Source organism: Dactylosporangium sp. NPDC051087 (assembly GCF_055586325.1).
This window is the reverse complement of sequence record NZ_JBVJIJ010000029.1, coordinates 109,861-129,109: the sequence shown is the minus strand read 5'-3', so window position 1 is coordinate 129,109 and position 19,249 is coordinate 109,861. Positions and strand designations below refer to the sequence as shown.

The window sequence follows — 19,249 nt, the reverse complement described above, 5'->3', positions numbered from 1 at the left end:
GGCGGGCAAAGCGGACAGGTCGTGTGGGATTGTCAACACGAGGTTTCAGACCCTTTACCGGCCCTGTGAACAGCCGATAAAGGGTCTGAAGACGTCGTCAGAGGCGGTGGTGCAGGTAGTCCTTGATCAGCGCCTTCGCCTCGCCGAGCACGACCGCGTCGCCGTCCGGCGAGCGCCGGAATGCCATCTTGATCAGCGCGTCGGCGGCCTCGACGGCGATCGCCAGCACGAACTGCAGCCGCTCGGCGTCCACGATGCCGAAGCGGCCGATGAGCAGCGCCGCGAGCTGCGACACGATGACGTCGTTGTTGTCCCGCTCGTCGTCGAGCAGGTGGATGTCCACGACGTCACCGAAGTGCAGCGTCCGGAAGCCCGGCACCGTGCGGTGCATGTCGATGTACTCGTCGATGGCCGCGTCGACGGCGTCCCACCAGTGCGAGATGTCTTCCTCGGTCACCCGGGTGCCGAGGCGCTCCAGGTAACCCTCCAGGCTGCGGAGCGTGAGCGCCTGCACGATGGCCCGCTTGTCGGGGAAGAACTGGTAGACCGAGCCGATCGCCACTCCCGCCCGCTCCGCGAGCAGCGTCGTGGTCAGCCCGTCATAGCCCACCTCATCGACGAGCTCGGCGCATGCGTCGAGCATCCGCCCGACCCGTGCCACACTGCGCCCCTGCACCGGAACCCGGCGCAGTGGCTTGGTCCCGGCACTGGCCACTGTCTGCGTCGCCACCCGGCAGTCCCCCTCAAAGCTCGTCCCTCTGAAACCTACTCACGTCAACGAGCGGGTGGGATCGGCGGATAGCCCATTTCACTCTTGTGATTCATCGGGTCATTGACGACAGGCATACGTGAAGGGTACTCAGGTTTCGTGACTTCTCCGTGGGCCAACTGGGCCGGCAACCAGACCGCTCGGGCGGCGCGTGTCGCGCACCCCTCGACCACCGCTGAGCTGGCCTCCGAGCTCAGCGGCGCGGCCGCAGAGGGGCTCAAGGTCAAGGCCGTCGGCTCCGGGCACTCCTTCACGCCCACCGCTCTGACGGACGGGGTCCGGGTCGAGCTCGACCGGATGGCGTCACTCGTCCGGGTGGAGGGTGACCTGGTGACCGTCCAGGCGGGCATGAAGCTGGCCACGCTCAACGCGACCCTCGCGGCGCACGGCCTGGCGATGCCCAATCTCGGCGACATCGACGCGCAGACGATCTCCGGGGCGCTCTCCACCGGTACACACGGAACCGGCGCCGCCTATGGATGTCTTTCGACCTTCGTCGAGGCCCTCGAGCTCGTCACCGCCGACGGGACGGCCGTGCGCTGCTCGGCGGACTCGCGACCCGACCTGTTCGCCGCCGCCCGGGTCAACATCGGCGCGCTCGGCGTGCTCACCGAGGTGACCCTGCGCTGCGTGCCGGCGTTCACGCTGCGGGCCGACGAGCGCCCGGCGCCGCTGTCGGACGTCTGGTCGGGCCTCGAGGACCACATCGCCTCGAACGATCACTTCGAGTTCTACTGGTTCCCCTACACCGACCGGGTCCAGATGAAGCGCAACAACATCGTGCCGTCGTCGGACCGCCCCTTGGCCGGTTGGCGGCGCTGGCTCGACGACGACTTCCTGTCCAACACGGTGTTCGGCGGCGCGTGCCGGATCGGCCGGGCGATACCGTCCGCGGTCCCGGCGATCAGCCGCGTCTCGGCCCGGGCGCTGTCGGCGCGCACCTACACGGCGTCGTCCCACGAGGTGTTCTGCACGCCGCGCCGGGTCCGGTTCGTCGAGATGGAGTACGGGCTGCCCCGCGAGGCGCTCCGGGAGGCGTTCGACGGGCTGCGGTCGGTGGTCGCCGGCCTGCCGTACAAGATCCAGTTCCCGGTGGAGGTGCGGTTCACCGCCGCCGACGACATCTGGCTCTCGCATGGGCACGGGCGGGACAGCGCCTACATCGCGATCCACCAGTACGTCGGCGCGCCGTTCGAGGAGTACTTCCGGCGTTTCGAGGCCGTCACCACGCCGCTCGGTGGCCGGCCGCACTGGGGCAAGATGAACTTCCGCGACGCCGAGTCGCTGGCCACGGCCTATCCGCGCTTCGGCGACTTCACCGCGCTGCGCGACAAGCTCGACCCCGGCCGCCTCTTCGCCAACGCCTACACCGACCGCGTCCTCGGCGCTTAGCACGTGTTGACCTTGGACTCTTGGCGCGCGTCGACCTGGACTCTTAGTGCGCGTTGACCTTGGGCGATCGGATCGCCCAAGGTCAACCTGCGTCACTCCCCGGGCGGGGTCGCCTTCTTCGCCGAGGTGGCCTTCTTCGGCGCCGCCTTCTTGGCCGGGGTCGCCTTCTTCGCCGCCGTGGTGGTCTTCTTCGCCGCGGTGGTCGTCTTCTTCGCGGCCGTGGTCTTCTTCGCGGCCGTCGTCTTCTTCGCCGCGCCCTCGGTCGTCTTCTTAGCGGGCCTGGCCTTCTTCGGCGCCGGACCCTTGGCCCGCTTCTCGGCCAGCATCTCGCTCGCCTCGTCGATGGTGAGCGCCTCGACCGTCTGGTTGCGCCGCAGCGACGCGTTGAACTCGCCGTCCGTCACGTACGGACCGAAGCGCCCGTCCTTGATGACCAGGGGCTTCTCGGTCGCCGGGTCGGGGCCCATCTCGCGCAGCGGCGGCTTCGCCGCGGCCCGCCCACGCGTCTTCGGCTGCTCCAGCAGCCGCAGCGCCTCTTCGAGGGTGACCGTGAAGAGCTGACCCTCGTTCTCCAGCGACCTCGTGTCGGTGCCGCGCTTGATGTACGGGCCATACCGGCCGGGCGACGCGATGATGTCCGCGCCCTCGGCGTCCTTGCCGACGGTCCTCGGCAGGGTCAGCAGCTGCAACGCCTCTTCGAGGGTCAGGTGCTCCGGCGACTGCGTGGACAGCAGCGAGGAGTTCTTCTCGCCCGTGGACACGTAGGGCCCGTAGCGGCCCGACTTCAGCACGATCGGCTCGCCGGTCTCCGGGTGCTCGCCGAGCTTGCGCTCGCCGCTGGCGCCGCCGACGAACAGCTCGGCGACCTTCTCCGGGGTCAGCTCGTCCGGCGCGAGACCGTCCGGGACCGTCGCCCGGTCGCCTTCGTCGCCCTCGGGCTGGTCGGCGAGGAAGCGCTGCAGATACGGGCCGTACCGCCCGACGCGCACGACGACGTCGCGGTTGGCCTCGTCACGGAACAGCGGGATCGAGTTGATCCCGCGGGCGTCGATCTCGCCCAGCCGCTCGGTGACCATGCGCTTCAGCCCGCCTTGGCGGGGCACCGACCCTTCGTCGCCCGTGTCGCCACCGAAGTAGAACGGGCGCAGGAAGTCCACGGCGCTCTCGTCGCCGTTGGCGATCTCGTCGAGGACGTTTTCCATCGACGCGGTGAAGTCGTAGTCGACCAGGCGCGGGAAGTGCTTCTCCAGCAGCCCCACGACGGCGAACGCCAGGAACGACGGGATCAGCGCCTGGCCGCGCTTGAACACGTAACCGCGGTTGTTGATCGTCTCCATGATCGAGGCATACGTGGAGGGGCGGCCGATGCCGAGCTCCTCCATCGCCTTGACCAGCGACGCTTCCGTGTAGCGGGCCGGCGGCTGGGTGGTGTGACCGGTCGGGGTGAGCCCCTTCTCGGTCAGCGACTGGCCCTTGACCAGCACCGGCAGGCGCCGTTCGGCGTCTTCGGCCTCCGCGTTCTCGTCGTCGGAGGATTCGACGTACGCCCGCAGGAAGCCGGGATCGGTGATCGTCTTGCCGCTCGCGCTGAAGTCGACCGACTCGTTCGCCGGGGTGGTCGCGTTGATCCGGACGGAGGTGCTGTTGCCGACCGCGTCCGTCATCTGCGAGGCGATCGTGCGCTGCCAGATCAACTCGTAGAGCCGCAGCTCCTCGGCGCTGAGCTCCTTGGCCACGTCGCCCGGGGTGCGGAAGCTGTCACCGGCCGGGCGGATGGCCTCGTGCGCCTCCTGCGCGTTCTTGACCTTGCCGGTGTACCGGCGGGGCTGCGGCGGCACGGCACTCGGCCCATACAGGTCGAGGATCTGCTGGCGGGCGGCGGCGATCGCGGCCTCGGACAGGTTCACCGAGTCGGTTCGCATATAGGTGATGTAGCCGTTCTCATACAGCCGCTGGGCGATCCGCATGGTTTGCGCGCTGGACAGCCGCAGCTTGCGGGAGCCCTCCTGCTGCAGCGTCGAGGTGATGAACGGCGCGGCCGGCTTGCGCCGGTAGGGCTTCTCCTCGACCCGGGTGACCGTGAACGGCCGTCCTTCCAGGCGGGCGGCGAGGCCACGGGCGGCCGGCTCGTCGAGATGGATGACGCCGGCGTTCGGCCGGACCTGGCCGGTCTCCGGGTCGAAGTCGCGGCCGGTGGCGACCCGGTCGCCGTCGAGCGCGAGCAGCGTCGCGTTGAACGTGCGCTCGTCACCGTCGGGCAGCAGCTTGGCCAGGATGTCCCAGTAGTCGGCGGCGCGGAACTTCATCCGCTGCCGCTCGCGCTCGACCACGATGCGGGTCGCGACCGACTGCACGCGGCCGGCGGACAGGCCGCCCTGGACCTTCTTCCACAGCACGGTGGACAGGTCGTAGCCATACAGCCGGTCGAGGATGCGGCGGGCCTCCTGCGCGTCGACCAGCGAGCGGTTGATCTCCCGCGGGTTGGCGACGGCGGCCTGGATCGCCGGCCGGGTGATCTCGTGGAAGACCATCCGCTTGACCGGGACCTTCGGCTTCAAGGTCTCGAAGAGGTGCCAGGCGATGGCCTCGCCCTCGCGGTCCTCATCTGTGGCGAGGTAGACCTCGCTGGCGGTCTTCAGCAGCTCCTTGAGCCTGGTGATCTGCTTGCGCCGGTCGGCCGAGATGACATAGACCGGGGTGAAATCGTTGTCGACGTCGACACCGAGATAGGCCCACGGCTTGCTCTTCAGGTCCTCGGGCATGTCCTTCTTGCCCACGGGCAGGTCACGGACGTGGCCGAAGCTCGCCTCAACGACGTAATTCGGGCCCAGATAGCCCGAAATCGTCTTGGCCTTCGCCGGCGACTCGACGATCACCAGCCGCTTCGTATTGGCGGAGTTCGGCACAGCTCTCCCCGGTGCGGACGGACATGTGTCAAACGTAACGCGCGCCTACGCGCCGAGTTGCGCAAAGCGATACCCGGCGGTCGGCTTGCGACACGCCGATCGGCGCCACGGTACACCCAAGCAGAAGCGCTACCTGCCCGATCTTGCGATCGTGTCGCATCGGCTGCCGTATTTGTCACGCTTTGTCGACTGCCGGTGACCCGTCAGGCGGGCGGGATCACACTGCGCGTCGCGGGGTCAGCCTACCCGGCGCTCACCTCGGCCAGCTCGCGTGCGGCGCCCCGGCGGGCGGCTCGCCGACGAGTTCCGCGAGGCGGGTCACACGGCGGAGTCCCACGATGCGGTACGCGGGTCCGCCAGCTTTGGGACCGACGAACACGGCGATCAGCCCCGCGGCGGCCAAGGCGTCCCCGACGGCAACCCAGTTGTCGGCAACCTGGCGGTCGATGGCGTTTTCGTCGTCTTTGTCGTTTTCCGCCTGGTCGTTTTCGTCGCTTTCGCGTTCGTTGACCGGTTCGGCCACCGGGTCGAGGGTGACGGTCGGCAGGTCGGCGACGCCCGAGTCGGGCCATTCGTCGCGAACGTCGTCGATCCAGTCCTCGACCTCGACACCCAGGTCGACGGGGCCCGGGTCGAACGCGGAGATCAATGGAGTGGCCTTCTTCTTCGGCTTTCCCCGGGGACTCACCGGCGCGTCGTCTTCGCCCAGCTCTCCACCTTCGCCCGGGTCGCCGCTCTCCCCCGGGTCCCCGGTCCGCCTTCCACTCCCGCCCGGCTTCCCGTTTCGGTCCAGCTCCCCGCTACGGCCCAGTTCCCCGGTCCCACCTGGCTCGCCGCTTTCCCTCAGCTCGCCGCTTTCCCCTGGCTCGCCGCCCTCGCCGAGCTTCCTGCCCTCGCCCGGGCTTCCGTTCCCGCCTGGCCTTCCATTCCGGCCCTGGCTTCCGCTGTCGCCCGGCTCGCCGCTCTCGCCCAGTTCCCCGGTCTCGTCCAGCCTCTTTCTCCCGCCGGACATTTCCGAAATGTCGCCCGCATCGCCGCCGGGCGCGTCCTCGTCCTCCGGTGGGCAGGGGCGGCTCGGGGCCAGGCGGAGCAGGTAGGCGCGCTGGCCGTCCCACGAGCCCGCAGCCGCCACCCAGAGCCGCAGCCGCCGGCCGTCGAGGACCAGGTCCGGCGGGGAAACTTTCGCGGTGCCGTCCAGCCAGCGGGCCGCGAGAGGGGCCAGCAGCGCGGCATACGCGGTCCGGACCGTCCACCGGTCCTCGACCCCGGTCGGCTCGCTGGCCACGACCAGCCCCCGCTGCTCACACTCGGCGCGCAGGACGTCGGCCCGCCAAGCGTCCTCGACCTCGATGGACACCTTCGCGGTGCCGCCCATCCGGCCGACCTCGCCCGCGCCGGCCAGCAGACCCTCGAGGTCCATGGGGGTCGGCGGGCGCGCCTCGACCCCGAACAGCGACAGTTGCCGGCTCCGGGCCGGCGTCACCGACACTCGGGCACCTCGCTGAAGGCCTTCTGCAGATCCTTCTGGCCGACGTGCTTCGGGTCGATGGCGCTCTGCTCGTATTCCTCCTTGAGGACCGCGAACGCCGTCCCGACCGAGCCGTAGAACGCCTTCGCGTCAGCGGTCGGCAGCCCCTCGACCGAGCGCTTCGCGTTGCCATACGCGTCGCGGGCCTTCGACAGCGAGGCGGTGAACTGCTGCGCCACCTTGTCGCCGCCGGAGACGTCCGGTACACCAGCGCCGCTGATGCCGAGCCTGGCCTTCTCACTGGCGGTCTCGGCCCCGGCGAGCAGGTCCACGATGTTGGTCTTGGTCTGCGCGGCGGTTTTCGCCGCCTGGAGCTGCTGCTGGGCCTTCGTCGTCAGGTCGGAGATCTCGGCCCGCCAGGGGGCGAGCGCCGTGCACACCTGCTGCGCCCACACCTTCGGCGCCACGTCGCCGGCACCGTCAGCGCCGCAGCCACCCGTTCCCGCCGAAACGAGGACGAAAAGGAGGCCGGTGGCGACGAGGCGGATGTGCATGAATGGAAGCCTAGAACCGATCGTCTGTTCGACAAATACGACGCCCCGGCCGGAATGATCCGGCCGGGGCGTCTGGGTGTCGCGAGTCAGGCGGTGACCCGCTCCGGGGCCGCCTCCTGCGAGGGGGTGTCGTCGCCGTTACCGGCGTCGACCGAAACCGGCTTGCGCTTGTTGATGATCACGGCGGCGGCGATGATCAGCGCCGCGCCGATCGCGATGGAGAACCGGATCCCCGGGTTGCCATCGCCGGTGGTGTAGACGACCACGGCGGGTGCGATCAGCAGCGCGACCAGGTTCATCACCTTGATCAGCGGGTTGATCGCCGGGCCGGCGGTGTCCTTGAACGGGTCACCGACGGTGTCACCGATGATCGTCGCCTCGTGCGCCGGCGAGCCCTTGCCGCCGTGCGTACCGTCCTCGACGAGCTTCTTGGCGTTGTCCCATGCCCCACCGGAGTTGGACAGGAAGACCGCCATGAGCGTGCCCGCGCCGATCGCACCGGCGAGGTAGGCGGCGAGCGGGCCGACACCGAGGCCGAAGCCGACCGCGATCGGCGCCATCACCGCGAGCAGACCAGGCGTGATGAGCTCACGCTGGGCGTCCCGGGTGCAGATGTCGACGACCTTGCCGTACTCCGGGCGCTGGCTGTAGTCCATGATGCCCGGGAACTCGCGGAACTGACGACGCACCTCGATCACGACCGAACCGGCCGAGCGGGCGACGGCGTTGACGGCCAGGCCCGAGAAGAGGAACACGACCGCGGCACCGATGAGCAGGCCGACCAGGTTGCCCGGGTTGGCCACGTTCAGGAACTTGTCCACCTCTACCTGGGTGAACTCCTTCAGGATCGAGTCGGTGTAGGACCCGAACAGCGCCGTCGCGGCGAGGACCGCCGTGGCGATCGCGATGCCCTTGGTGATCGCCTTGGTGGTGTTGCCGACCGCGTCGAGCTCGGTCAGCGTGCGGGCGCCGCGCTCGTCGATGTCACCGGACATCTCGGCGATGCCCTGCGCGTTGTCGCTGATCGGGCCGAACGTGTCCATCGCGACGATGACGCCGACGGTGGTGAGCAGGCCGGTGCCGGCCATGGCGACCGCGAACAGCGACAGCGTGATCGAGCCGCCGCCGAGCAGGAACGCGCCGAACACGCCGGCGCCGATGACGAGTGCGGAGTAGACGGCCGACTCGAAGCCGACGCTGATGCCGGCGAGCACCACGGTGGCGGGACCGGTGAGCGCGCTCTTGCCGATGTCCTTGACGGGGCGGCGCTCAGTCTCGGTGAAGTACCCGGTCAGCGCCAGGACGACGGCGGCGAGCACGATGCCGATGGCGCAGGCGATGATCGCGGTGACGTTCGGGCCGAACGGCGGGGCGTCGCCGCCGGCCAGCGCCTTGATCGCCTTCAGGCTGTCGCTTTCGCCGGTCAGGCCGGACCACTTGGCCGGCAGGTAGAACAGCGCGGCACCGGCGACCAACACGATGGAGACGACGGCGGAGATGTAGAACGCCCGGTTGATGGCGACCAGGCCGTTGCGGTCGGACGGGCGCAGGCGGGTGAGCGCCACCCCGAGGATCGCGACGATGACGCCGATCGTGGAGACGATGAGCGGGAAGACCAGGCCCTGCTCGCCGAACGCGGCGCGGCCGAGGATCAGCGCGGCGACCAGGGTCACGGCGTAGGACTCGAAGAGGTCCGCGGCCATGCCGGCGCAGTCACCCACGTTGTCACCGACGTTGTCGGCGATGGTGGCGGCGTTGCGCGGGTCGTCCTCGGGGATGCCCTTCTCGATCTTGCCGACCAGGTCGGCGCCGACGTCGGCGGCCTTGGTGAAGATGCCGCCGCCGACCCGCATGAACATCGCGAGCAGCGCGGCACCGAAGCCGAAGCCCTCCAGGACCGTCGGGGCGTCACTCTTGAAGATCAGCACGACCAGCGCCGCACCGAACAGGCCGAGGCCCACGGTGAGGAAGCCGACGACGCCACCGGTGCGGAAGGCGATCTGCATCGCCTTCTCCCGGCCGCCGTCTTCCCGGGCCGCCGCCGCGACGCGCAGGTTGGCGCGGGTGGCCAGCGCCATACCGGCGCCGCCGATGAAGGCCGAGAAGACCGCGCCGACGATGAAGAACGCCGACCTGCCGATCTTGATCATGGTCTCGTTGTCCCCGGTTTCACCCACGGGGAGCAGGAACAGCACCACAACGGCGATGACGACGAAGATGCCGAGGGTCTTGAACTGGCGCGTGAGGTACGCGGTCGCGCCCTCCTGCACCGCCCCGGCGATCTCCTGCATCTTCGGGGTGCCCCGACCGGTTGCGAGGACAGCCTTGACCAACGCGGCCGCGAAACCCAGCGCCACGAAGGCGATGACGAGCGCGACGACGACATAGGTCAGGTTGTTCCCGCTGAGGGAAATCTCGTCGGCTGCGACGAGTGTTGCGGACATTCGTTGTCCTCCTGTACCGACACATGACAGCGCCGCGAGCGGTCAGGCCGGCGGCGGGTTCTCCCCAAGGGGAGTCGTGTTGGACGGTCGAGGTACCCAATGACCAGGCCCGTCATACACGATCGCCGTACTCTAGCCGCAGAGCGTGTCTGTGGTCACACCGACTTGCGCGTTTCAGGAGATCGCTTTTCGTCGATCGACCCTCGTCGGTCGCGCTTTGGTGCGCCTTTGTCGGCCCGTGTGCCCGCTCGTCCTACTCCGCCGGACGCTCCAACGGCCACGACATCCGGACCTGCGTCCCGACGCCTTCGGCCAGCTCGGACACGTTGAGATCATCGACGAGCCCGGCAAGCAGGGCCAGCCCCATCCTCGCCGCGACCGCCTCCTCCGCCAGCAGGTCAGGCGGGGTGGTCAGCGGCAGCGCCGGGTCCGACAGCACGATCACTTCATCACCGGTTTCACCCTCGGTCCGGGCCACCATCGCCCCGTTCGCCGCGCGGTCCACCACCAGCACGGTGAAGCGGTCGCCGTCGGCCATCGCGACGTCGACCAGATCATCCAGCCCGTGCGACCGGTGCAGGGCCACGGCACGGGAGCAGGCCTCACCGATCGCGAGCCTGACCTCTTCCAGCAGCTCCTCAGCGACGCCGGCGCGCCGCGCGACAGCCACACCGACCAGACGGGCGGTGCGGACGTGTGCGGCCGCCGGCGAGAACGAGAGCCTGACTGTGGGCATGAACCTACGCCGTGGGTTCGGTGTCCGAGCCGGCCGCGGCGGTCGCGGCGGCCACGGAGTCGTACAGGGAGAACACCCGATCCAGGGCGGTGATCCGGAAGATCTTCAGGAGCCTCTCGTGCGCGCACACCAGCCCGAACGTGCCGTTGACACCCCGCAGCCGCTTCAACGCGCCGACGAGCACACCGAGCCCGGTCGAGTCGAGGAACTCCACCCGGCTCAAATCGACCACGACGTGACGGGCACCCGCCTCGACGAGCTCGACCAGCTTCTCGCGAAGCCGCGGAGCGGTGTACACATCCACCTCACCGCCGACTTCGAGCACTGTGTGGTCGCCGGAGTCGTACGTCGACAACGACAGCTCCATGCGGACCTCCTCTTCTGGCGGTTCGGGGCTTCACTGCTCTTCCGCGGACGTCGCCCGCATTGAGCCTCTCGGGCATCTAACCATCGACGCCCCCACAAGGCGACGCGTCCACCCTGTTTCCCACAATTGCCACACGTGTACCGCGCCATCTCTTCGAACATTTGTCTTAGAGTGCTGGACGTGACGGCCGTGCTTCCGCTCTCTTTCCTACCGTCCCGCCGCGCCGAGTCGCTCACCCATGTCGAGCACGTGCCGCCCCGGGCCGGGTCGACCGCTCCATGGCCCTCGTGGGCACCGCCCGCGCTCACGGCCGCGTTCGGCGTCGCGCTCCCGTGGACCCACCAGGCGACCGCAGCCTCGCTGGCGTGGTCCGGCACCCACACCGTCATCGCCACCGGCACGGGGTCCGGCAAGTCCCTCGCCTACCAGCTGCCGGCCCTCGCCGCCCTGCTGCGCGACGACAAAGCGACCGTGCTTTACATCTCACCGACGAAGGCCCTGGCCGCCGACCAGCTCCGCTCGCTCCGCGCCCTCGACCTGCCCGGCATCCGCCCCGCAACGTACGACGGCGACACCTCCCGCGAGGAACGCGACTGGGTCCGCCAGCACGCCCGCTTCGTCCTCACCAACCCCGACATGCTCCACCACGGCATCCTGCCCAACCACGCCTCGTGGACCCGTTTCCTGCGCGGCCTGCGCTTCGTGGTCGTCGACGAGTGCCACACGTACCGCGGTGTCTTCGGCTCCCACGTCGCCCACGTCCTGCGCCGTCTCCGCCGGGTGACTGCCCGCTACACGCCGCGCGGCCTGCCCGCTCCGTGCTTCGTCCTGGCCTCGGCGACCTCAGGCGACCCCCAGGCGTCGGGGTCCAGGCTGGTCGGCCTGCCGATGACCGCCGTGACCGAGGACTCTTCGCCACGGGGCGGGGTGACGTTCGCGCTGTGGGAGCCACCACTGCTGCCCCCGGAGCCGGACTTCGCTGATTCTTCGCTTTCCTCGTCGCCTTCTTTGTCGTCTCCCTTGTCGCTTTCGTTGTCGACTTCCTCGTCGCCTTCTTCGTTCGAGGGCGTTCTTTCGGGCGTTGCCGGCTCGGGCTTCTCCGAAAGCCCTGTCTTCGCCACCGTCGCGGACGCGGTCACGGCCGCCACCGTCGCGGACGCGGTCACGGCCGCCACCGTCGCGGACGCGGTCACGGCCGCCGCCGTCGCGGACGCGGTCACCGCCTCCGCCGCCGTCACGGACGCGGTCACGGCCGCCGCCGCGGACGCGGTCTCGGCCGCCACAGGCGTCGCGGACGCGGTCACCGCCTCCGCCGCAGGCGTCGCCCTTGCCGCCAGACCACATGACGCCGCCCTCTGCGCCGCCGGCAACACCCCCGCCGGCAGCTCACGTGACGCCGCCCTGGCCACAGTCCCCAGCACAGACTTCGGTGACGCCGCCACCGGCGAAGCCGGCCTCCCCACACTGCCCGGCGCCGGTGTCGCTGTTGCCGCCGAGCGGGTTGCGGGCTTCGCGGTGCGGGACGCGGAGCCGGTGCGGCGGTCGGCGTTGCGGGAGACCGCTGACCTGCTGACCGAGGCGGTCATCACCGGCGTACGGACACTCGCCTTCGTCCGGTCACGCAAGGGCGCCGAGGTGGTGGCCAGCATGACCCGCCGGTCGCTCGACCACGCCGTGCCGGGCCTCGGCGAACGGGTCGCCGCCTACCGCGCCGGCTACCTCCGCGAAGAGCGCCGCGCCCTCGAACGCGACCTCATGGACGGCACCCTGCTCGGCCTCGCCTCCACCAACGCCCTCGAACTCGGCGTCGACCTCGTCGGTCTCGACGCGGTCCTGATCTCAGGCTATCCAGGCACCCTCGCCTCCCTGTGGCAACAGGCCGGCCGCGCCGGGCGGGCAGGCCGCGACGCGATGTGTGTACTGGTCGCGCGGGACGACCCGCTGGACACCTACCTCGTGCATCACCCCGAGGCCCTCTTCGGCAAGCCGGTCGAGGCGACCGTCCTCGACCCCGCCAACCCGCACGTCCTCGGCCCCCAACTGTGCTGCGCCGCCGCCGAGATGCCGATCACCCCGGCGGATCTGCCGCTCTTCGGCCCGACCGCCGAGGAGACGCTGGACGCCCTCGTCGCCGCCGGGATCCTGCGGAGGCGGCCCAGCGGCTGGTACTGGACGGAACGCCAACGCCCCGACGTCGACCTCCGTGGTGCGGGCGGCGGACCGATCGCCGTTGTCGAGGAGGCCACCGGCCGGCTGCTCGGCACCGTCGACACCGGCTCCGCGCATCACCAGGTCCACACCGGTGCGGTCCATCTGCACCAGGGCACGGCGTACGTCGTGGACAAGCTCGACCTGGCCGACTCCGTCGCTCTCGTCCACGCCGAGGAACCCGACTGGAGCACCCATCCCCGCGACGTCACCTCCCTCACCGTCCTCTCGGTCCGCCAGACCCGCACCGCGGGCCCGGTCACGCTCTCGCTCGGGGAGGTCGAGGTGACCTCGCAGGTCGTCAGCTACCAGCGCCGCCGCATCTCCAGCGGCGAGGTCATCGACACCTGCCAGCTCGACCTCCCCGAACGCATCCTCAAAACCGTCGCCGTCTGGTGGACCGTGTCCCCCGAGGCCTTGGACGCGGCCGGCATCGCCGAGGTCGACTGGCCGGGCGCCCTGCACGCCGCCGAGCACGCGTCGATCGGCTTGCTGCCGCTCGTCGCCACCTGCGACCGCTGGGACATCGGCGGCCTGTCCACCGCCCTGCACGCCGACACCGCCCTGCCGACCGTCTTCGTCTACGACGGTCATCCCGGCGGCGCCGGCTTCGCGGAACGCGCCTTCGACGTGGCCACCGACTGGCTCGGCGCGACCCGAGCCGTCGTCGCCGAATGCCGCTGCGAGCAGGGCTGCCCATCCTGCGTGCAGTCCCCCAAGTGCGGCAACGGCAACAATCCACTCAACAAACACGACGCCGTCCAAGTCCTGTCACTCGTCCTCGCCTCGCTGTAGCGCTTCTCAGTCGCCACTCGTCAGTCCGCGACCCACTGCCCCCGCCGGTGTGCGCCGCCCCGCCGGGCATGATCGGTCAACGTCAGGGGGTCAGTCTCATCGGCGGCTGTGCAAGGTCATTCACCGTCGGCTCCCGTGCCGAAGTCGCGGACCGGCCCGGCACGGGCGCTTGCTCTGCCCGCGGGTATCCCGTCGCCCATGGGGACCTCGACGGTCACGCGGACGTCGAGCCCGTCGACCGCGCAACTGACCAGTCTGGCGTCATTGGCCGCAACCACCCGGCCGGCAATCGCACAGGCGGCCTGCGAACCGTCGACCGCCCACACCGCGCCGGCCAGCGCACCCGCGTCGGCGGCGTTCTGCGCCCTGTGCCGCGCGACGCGGGTGCCACCCAGCCCGAGCCCGATGACGAGCGCCGCGACGCACACCACCCCGACGATGACCATCACCAGCGAGATCGACCCTCGATCCCGCTCCGCGGCACCCTGCCCACCGACCGTGCCACCGCCGACCCGAGTCACGACCTCCCGCAGCCGGGTCATTGCTCTTCTGTCCTGCATCACAACTCCCCGCAAGCTGCCAACGACTCCTCGCCCCAGGCCGCGGACCACCGAAGGCGGCGAGCGGCCCTTCGGGCCTGGACCACCAACTCCCGCAAACGGCCTACGACAACGACCTCCCACAGCCGGCTATTGACCCCTCGACCGCCGGCCACGACCTTCCGCAGGCGGCTATTGACCCCTCGACCGCCGGTCACGACCTTCCGCAGGCGGCCGGTGGGCGCTCGGCCGCCTGCTGCGGCTGGTTCGCGGGTCATGGGGTGTTGCTTTCGGGTTCGGCCAGGGCGGTTGCCTGCTCGTGGAGGGTGATCGAGGGCAGCGGGCCGAGGCTGACGCGTTGGCGCACTGTCACCCGCACGAGGTCGCCGTCGCGGTGGACCGAGATCGTGGCGCCCGCCGGCATGGTGTCGCGGGCGATGGACTCCTGCGGCTCGCCGCGGGCCGCCGCCCGTGCCGCCAGACCTGCCGCGTCGGTGAGGCGCACCTTGGCCGCTAAGGCGCTCCATCCGGCGAGGAAGATCAGCAGCAGGACGACGACTCCAGGAAGTGCCACGGCGAACTCGACCGTCGCCGACCCGCGGTCGTCGGCGCGGCCGGTGCGAAGCGTCCATCTCCGCCGGCGCCACGGACCCCCACGGCAGGCGCCACGATCCCGGTCGTCTCTCATCCCAGCGCTCCGCCGATCAGCCGGAACATGGCGGCATACGTCGAATCCGACATGACCACCTTCAGCAGCACCGCGGCGAGTGCCACCCCGACGCCGATGACCAGGACGTATTCGATGCTGTGCGATCCACGGTCTTCCCTGCGCAAGGCACGGAAACGGGCGCGGAGGTTGGGCACTGGTGCTCCTTCACGGTGACGCTGGACGAAATCAATCGACGAACTACGACTCACAGCACCCTCACCAGGTCGCGGATGACGGCGGCGACGACCGGCACGACACCGATCAGCACGAACGCGGGAAGGAAACACACCCCGAGCGGCAGCACCACCAGCACGCCGACCCGGCGCGCCGACGCCTCGCCGGCGGCGGCCTTCGCGACCCGCAGGTCGGCCGCCTGACGCTCGAGGGCCTGGGTCAACGCCGTGCCACGGTCGGCGCTGCGGGCGGCGACCCGGGAAAGCCGCCGCCCGCCGGGCAGGTCGGCCAGGTGCGCCCAGGCGTCCCGCGGCGACGCACCGAGCCGCAGTGCCCGTCCGACGAGCGTCAACCTGGACCCGACCGGCCCGCCGACGGCCTCCCCGACCACGACCGCCGCGCGGTCGGGTGGCGCGCCGGTCCTCAACGCCGCGGCGAGCAGCTCCGTCGCGAACGGCAGGTCTCCCTGGGCCTTGACCCTCTCCTGCCGCACACGCCGGGGCTCGACCCGCCGCAGCAGCCGCTCCGCCGCGACCATCGCGACGGCACCGGCCACGACACCCCCGATCCCGCCGAGCAACAGCCCGACCGCGATGCCGCAGCAGGTCGCATACAGCCAGCGGCGCCCCCGGCTCATCACCGCACCTCCTCGACGACGGACCGGACCATCCGCCCGGTCCAGAGCAGACCGGCGCACTGCAATGCGACGGCGACGATCGCGCAGGCCGCACCGAGCGGCGTGTGCAACAACTGACCGACGGGATCGACCCCGATGCCGGCGCCGAGCCACAAGCCGGCCACGGGCAGCCCGACGAGCAACGTCGTCGTGGTCTGCGCCCCGGACGTCTGCGCGGCGAGGTTGAGTCGCAGCGCCTGCCCGGCGCGCAGGTCGGACTCGACCTGGTCGAGGAGGTCGGCGAGCGGCGTGCCGAGCGCCTCGCTGACCCGGTGCGCGGCTTCGAGTCTGGCCAGCGCGACCGAGACAGCCGCGCTCTCCCGCCGACCGGCCCGACCGACCGGGGCGGGCGCCACCTGACCGACCGGCGCGGACGCCGCCTGACCGACCGGCGCGGAGGCCACCCGACCGACCGGCGCGGGCGCCACCCGACCGACCGGCGCGGGCGCCACCCGCCCTGCCTGTGACGACCCGCCCACCGCAGAGCCGCTGCCGGCGGCTGGGTTGTCGGACGCCTCCCAGATCCGGCGAACCGTCGCCCCGAGACCGCCCTCGCCGATGTGCCGGCCCGGGACGGGAGCGGAATACAGCTCCACGTCGGCTCCACCCGGATAGGGCGCGGCACTCGTGAAGGGGACGATGCCCGCCCGCAGGTCGCCGACGGCGTCCTCGATGCTGTCGAGCAGCTCCGCGACCGCCCGGTCGGCGGCCCGCCGCAGCAACTGCCGGCGCACACCGATCAGGGCGACCGTCACATACGCCGCGGCCAGCACAGCGGCGACCGGGCCACCGGCCAGCAGCCCGATGCCGCCCGTGACCGCACCGCCGGCGGTGATGGCCGCGCCGGGCCGCTCGACGAGCACTGCCGGCAACCGCTCCGCCGTCGACCACCGGCGGTGGGTGCCTGTGGTCCTGCGGTGCCGGGAGAGCCGGTCGAGCCGTGTCCTTGTGCGTCGCCTGCGGAGCAGGAGCAGTCCGCAGGCGACGGTCATCGCCCCACCCACGGCCAGTGCCAGGTCGATCGCGCTCATTGCCAGCCCTTCCCCGGCACGAACCGCCAGGGACCCGACGGCCGGGGCGGTGTGACACCCCGGTCGTCGATCAGCATCTCCAGCTGGTCGGCGGCGGCTGCCCGGCCGGTGCCGCGCCGCCAGGCGGTGAGCACGACGGTGGTCCGCTGCTCCGGATGCGCGTCCAGGACGCAGATCTCGCTGAGATACCGCATGCCGTCGCAGTCGCGCTGCAGATGCACGACGACCCGCAACGCGGGATGGACGAGGGCGTGCAGCGCCGCCCGTGGCACGCCGCCGAGCAGCCCGAGCGCCTCCAGCCGGGCCGGCACGTCGGCCGGCGAGTTGGCGTGCAGGGTCGCGGCGCCGCCCTCGTGGCCGGTGTTGAGCGCGCCGAGCAGGTCGACGATCTCGGCGCCGCGGCACTCGCCGACGACCAGCCGGTCCGGACGCATCCGCAGCGCCTGCCGGACAAGGTCCCGCAACGTGATCTCGCCCGCGCCCTCCACGTTGGACAACCGGGACTGCAGCGCTACCACGTGCGGGTGCGCGAGCCGCAGCTCGGCCGCGTCCTCGACGACGACGAGCCGCTCGGCGGGCGGGGACAGGGACAGCAGGGCCGCGAGGACGGTGGTCTTGCCGGTGCCCGTGCCGCCGGTCACGAGGAACGGGATCCGTGCCGCCACGATCGACGCCAGCAGGCGGGCCGCACCTGGGTCGAACGTGCCGCGCGCGATGAGCTCGTCCATGGTGAACGTCTGCCGCCGGAACGTCCGCAGTGACAGATATGGCCCCTCGCGGCCGATCGGTGGCAGGACCGCGTGCAGCCGGGTGCCGTCGGCCAGCTGTGCGTCGACGAACGGGGACGCGTCGTCGAGGCGCCGCCCGGCGCTCGCGGCGAGCCGCTGGGCCAGCCGGCGCACCTCGCCAGCGTCGCCGAACTGGCCGGTGGCCCGGCGCAGCCCGCCGCCGCGATCGACCCACACCTCGATGCCGTTGACCAGGACGTCGGTGACGGCCGGGTCGGCGAGCAGCGGGGCGAGCCCGCCCGCGCCGATCATCTCGCCGATGAGCCGGTCGGCGACCTGCCGCAGCGTGCCCTCTCCGAGCAGCGCCGCGCCGGGCTCGGCGCGCACCGCCGCCAGCACCGCTGAAGGCGTCGGCTCGACACTGTTGACGGTCATGCGCAGCCGGACTCGCTCGACGAAGTCGTCGATCGGCAGGGTGACGGCCCCTCCGCCGGCCGTCACGAGCCGCCCGCCGGACGCCGGCCTGCTGCGCTCGTCGAGCATCAGCGCGCTCATGCCGCCGCTCCGTTGGTCAGGCCGAGGTCGCCGATGATGCGGCGGCACAGGTGGGCGAGGGGGCCGCGGCCGTTGCCCGCGGGTGGGGTGCCCTGCTCCAGCCGTCGTGGGAGGTCGGGCTCGGCGCGCAGGGTGCCGGCGAGCGGCAGGCCGAGCGAGCGGGCGATCTGCTTGGTGCGCAGCCGGCCCGGTGCCGGGCCGCGGACGACGATCCTCAGCTCGTCGGTGTGGGGCGTGACGGTCGCCGCGACCCGGGCGGCGGCGACGCAGGCGCGCAGCTCCGCGGGCACGACGAGGAGGACCTGGTCGGCGGCGCGCAGGGCGAGAACGGCCGCGTCGTCGAGGGATCGGGGCAGGTCGGTGACGACGAGGTCGCGGCCGCGGCTGCCGGCGTCGAGCGCGGCGGCCATCGCGTCCTCGGACAGGCCGCCGGGCTGACCGCGGTCGCAGGACAGCACCGCGACGTCGCCGCGGCTGGGCAGCGCGGACACGAGTGCGGGCGGGTCGACGGCGCCGCTCGTCGCGGCCAGTGCCGGCCAGCGCAGGCCGGCGACGTCTTCCCAGCCGAGGATGAGGTCGGCGCCGCCGCCGAGGGGATCGGCGTCGACGAGCAGGGACCTCAGGCCGACATTGCCGGCCGTGATGGCGAGACCGGCGGCGAGGACGCTGGCGCCCGCGCCGCCGCGACCGCCGAGGACGGCAAGGATCCTGCCGCGGGCGGCGACCGTGACGGCGTGCCCGTGGGCGACGGTGGCGAGGCGGTCCATGAGCCATGCGGCGCCGTCGGGGAACCTGACGATCTGCTCGGCGCCGACCGCGTCGGCGAGCGCCATCGCCCGGTCCATGCGCTGGTCGCGGGTGAGCAGGACGACCCCTCGCCGGTGAGGCAGGTGGGCCTGGGCGCAGGCCTGCGCCGCGGCGTCGCCGATCAGGACGATCGGCGCTTCGGGATATCGCGCCCGGGCAGGCTCCGGGCCGGACTCGACGTCGACGTCGAGCGGGACGCCGGCGGCGAGACTGAGCACGTCGTCAAGCAGGTCGAGGTCGTCGGTGACGAGCAGTGGTCGATGTCGTGCCACAACGTGCTCCACGGGGTAGTCGGGCTGGTGGACCCGCACACCATGGCGCCGACGCGGCACCTGCCGCTCGACCGTCGGCCCGCTTCTGTGGATAACCGGCCACTTGTGGACAGCCCCCA

At 71.3% G+C, this 19,249-nt stretch carries 16 protein-coding genes; 2 read left to right on the top strand and 14 right to left on the bottom strand.

Translation table 11 applies throughout. The annotated features are described in order from the left end of the window. Positions 1-97 precede the first annotated feature (97 nt). Positions 98-643 (bottom strand): TetR/AcrR family transcriptional regulator, encoded by a 546-nt coding sequence (locus ACZ6TV_RS42750; protein WP_465305028.1) that lies wholly within the window; start codon positions 641-643, stop codon positions 98-100. Between the two features lie 225 nt (positions 644-868). Between ACZ6TV_RS42750 and ACZ6TV_RS42745 the strand changes: the two genes are divergently transcribed. Then, on the top strand, positions 869-2,161 hold the full coding sequence (locus tag ACZ6TV_RS42745) for a D-arabinono-1,4-lactone oxidase (protein ID WP_465305026.1): 1,293 nt from the start codon (positions 869-871) through the stop codon (positions 2,159-2,161). A 92-nt stretch (positions 2,162-2,253) separates the two neighbouring features. On the opposite strand, the gene topA is transcribed toward ACZ6TV_RS42745, so the two are convergent. From topA to ACZ6TV_RS42715, 6 genes are all read right to left on the bottom strand, one after another. Next, on the bottom strand, positions 2,254-5,067 hold the full coding sequence (topA, locus tag ACZ6TV_RS42740) for a type I DNA topoisomerase (protein ID WP_465305024.1): 2,814 nt from the start codon (positions 5,065-5,067) through the stop codon (positions 2,254-2,256). Positions 5,068-5,320: 253 nt separating this feature from the next. Next, a complete protein-coding gene (locus ACZ6TV_RS42735; protein ID WP_465305022.1) occupies positions 5,321-6,556 on the bottom strand; it encodes a hypothetical protein in 1,236 nt (411 codons plus the stop codon). Further along, positions 6,547-7,089 (bottom strand): hypothetical protein, encoded by a 543-nt coding sequence (locus ACZ6TV_RS42730; protein ID WP_465305020.1) that lies wholly within the window; start codon positions 7,087-7,089, stop codon positions 6,547-6,549. The genes ACZ6TV_RS42735 and ACZ6TV_RS42730 overlap by 10 nt, the downstream gene beginning before the upstream one ends. Positions 7,090-7,175: 86 nt before the next feature. Beyond that, the gene (locus ACZ6TV_RS42725) at positions 7,176-9,533 is read right to left on the bottom strand and encodes a sodium-translocating pyrophosphatase (RefSeq protein WP_465305018.1); all 2,358 of its coding nucleotides are present in this window, start codon (positions 9,531-9,533) and stop codon (positions 7,176-7,178) included. 253 nt (positions 9,534-9,786) lie between these two features. Beyond that, the gene (locus tag ACZ6TV_RS42720) at positions 9,787-10,269 is read right to left on the bottom strand and encodes an ATP-binding protein (protein WP_465305016.1); all 483 of its coding nucleotides are present in this window, start codon (positions 10,267-10,269) and stop codon (positions 9,787-9,789) included. Between the two features lie 4 nt (positions 10,270-10,273). After that, positions 10,274-10,636 (bottom strand): STAS domain-containing protein, encoded by a 363-nt coding sequence (locus ACZ6TV_RS42715; RefSeq protein ID WP_465305014.1) that lies wholly within the window; start codon positions 10,634-10,636, stop codon positions 10,274-10,276. 174 nt (positions 10,637-10,810) lie between these two features. Here ACZ6TV_RS42715 and ACZ6TV_RS42710 point away from each other — a divergent pair, with 174 nt between their 5' ends. Then, positions 10,811-13,639 carry a DEAD/DEAH box helicase gene (locus tag ACZ6TV_RS42710; protein ID WP_465305070.1) on the top strand — a complete coding sequence of 943 codons (2,829 nt, stop codon included), beginning with the start codon at positions 10,811-10,813 and terminating at the stop codon, positions 13,637-13,639. 116 nt (positions 13,640-13,755) lie between these two features. Here the strand turns inward: ACZ6TV_RS42710 and ACZ6TV_RS42705 are convergent, their stop codons facing one another. From ACZ6TV_RS42705 to ssd, 7 genes are all read right to left on the bottom strand, one after another. Beyond that, positions 13,756-14,160, bottom strand: coding sequence for an Rv3654c family TadE-like protein (locus ACZ6TV_RS42705; RefSeq protein WP_465305068.1), 405 nt, complete (start codon positions 14,158-14,160; stop codon positions 13,756-13,758). A gap of 292 nt (positions 14,161-14,452) precedes the next feature. Then, positions 14,453-14,752: a TadE family type IV pilus minor pilin gene (locus ACZ6TV_RS42700; protein ID WP_465305012.1), complete on the bottom strand. Its 300-nt coding sequence runs from the start codon at positions 14,750-14,752 to the stop codon at positions 14,453-14,455. A 110-nt stretch (positions 14,753-14,862) separates the two neighbouring features. Further along, entirely contained in the window at positions 14,863-15,042 is a 180-nt protein-coding gene (locus tag ACZ6TV_RS42695) for a DUF4244 domain-containing protein (protein WP_465305010.1), read from the bottom strand. A gap of 50 nt (positions 15,043-15,092) precedes the next feature. Beyond that, on the bottom strand, positions 15,093-15,698 hold the full coding sequence (locus ACZ6TV_RS42690) for a type II secretion system F family protein (protein WP_465305008.1): 606 nt from the start codon (positions 15,696-15,698) through the stop codon (positions 15,093-15,095). Continuing rightward, complete coding sequence (locus ACZ6TV_RS42685; RefSeq protein ID WP_465305006.1) at positions 15,698-16,768, bottom strand: type II secretion system F family protein; 1,071 nt, start codon at positions 16,766-16,768, stop codon at positions 15,698-15,700. The genes ACZ6TV_RS42690 and ACZ6TV_RS42685 overlap by 1 nt, the downstream gene beginning before the upstream one ends. Continuing rightward, positions 16,765-18,051: a TadA family conjugal transfer-associated ATPase gene (locus ACZ6TV_RS42680; RefSeq protein WP_465305004.1), complete on the bottom strand. Its 1,287-nt coding sequence runs from the start codon at positions 18,049-18,051 to the stop codon at positions 16,765-16,767. Before ACZ6TV_RS42680 ends, ACZ6TV_RS42685 begins: the two co-directional genes overlap by 4 nt. Continuing rightward, positions 18,048-19,130: a septum site-determining protein Ssd gene (ssd, locus tag ACZ6TV_RS42675; RefSeq protein ID WP_465305002.1), complete on the bottom strand. Its 1,083-nt coding sequence runs from the start codon at positions 19,128-19,130 to the stop codon at positions 18,048-18,050. Before ssd ends, ACZ6TV_RS42680 begins: the two co-directional genes overlap by 4 nt. Positions 19,131-19,249: the final 119 nt, after the last annotated feature.